Origin of the sequence: Mycobacterium sp. E3247, from assembly GCF_001667785.1 — a bacterium.
Classification (GTDB): Bacteria; Actinomycetota; Actinomycetes; order Mycobacteriales; family Mycobacteriaceae; genus Mycobacterium.
In genome coordinates this window covers 1-898 of sequence record NZ_LZJG01000328.1, presented here as the reverse complement: position 1 = coordinate 898, position 898 = coordinate 1, and the positions used below count along the sequence as shown (strand labels likewise).

General features: G+C 69.8%; 2 protein-coding genes. Both read right to left on the bottom strand.

Features of this window, described 5'->3' with window-relative positions; all coding sequences use genetic code 11:
* Positions 1-86: hypothetical protein (locus A9X04_RS32355; protein WP_369828970.1), on the bottom strand; the 86-nt coding region annotated here is incomplete at its 3' end.
* Positions 83-898 (bottom strand): quinolinate synthase NadA (nadA, locus tag A9X04_RS18230; RefSeq protein WP_067923396.1); only part of this gene is annotated, 816 nt, incomplete at its 5' end. The genes nadA and A9X04_RS32355, both read right to left, overlap by 4 nt.

Sequence of the window (898 nt, the reverse complement as noted above, 5' to 3'; positions counted from 1 at the left end):
GCGGCCAGCGCGGCGGCCAGTCCCCCGACGCCGGTACCGATGACGACGACGTCGGCGCTGTCGGTCCAGGCCGGGCGGGCGGTCATTCGCCGCCCCCCGGCTGACCGATCTCGATCATCCGCTGCACGCTGCGCCGGCCCGCCGCCGCGATCTCGGGGTCGACGTCGACTTCGTCGGCGCCGTCCACCAGGCAGCGCAACAGCGCCGCGGGCGTGATCATCTTCATGTACTTGCAGGACGCCCGGTCGTTGACCGCGCGGAAATCGACCTGGGGTGCGGCCCTGCGCAATTGATGCAGCATGCCGACCTCGGTGGCCACCAGCACCTTGCGGGCCCGGGTCTGGTGCGCGGCGTCGAGCATGCCGCCGGTGGACAGGATCTTGACCCGGTCCGCCGGGAAGGCACCCTCGCCGGCGAGGTACAACGCCGAAGTGGCACAACCACATTCGGGATGCACGTAGAGGTCGGCGTCGGGATTCGCCCTGGCCTGTTCGGACAGCTCGTCGCCGTTGATCCCGGCGTGGACATGGCATTCACCGGCCCACACGTGCATGTTCGTGCGGCCGGTCACCCGCCGCACGTGGGCCCCCAGGAACTGGTCCGGGCAGAACAGCACCTCGCGGTCGGGGTCGATCGAGTTCACCACGTCGACCGCGTTGGACGACGTGCAGCAGATGTCGGTCAGGGCCTTCACCGCGGCGGTGGTGTTGACGTAGGAGACGACGACGGCGCCGGGGTGCTCGTCCTTCCAAGCGCGCAGCTCGTCGGCGGTGATCGAGTCGGCCAGCGAGCAGCCGGCCCGCTGATCCGGGATGAGGACCGTCTTGTCGGGGCTGAGGATCTTGGCGGTCTCGGCCATGAAGTGCACCCCGCAGAACACGATGGTGTCCTCGGGCGC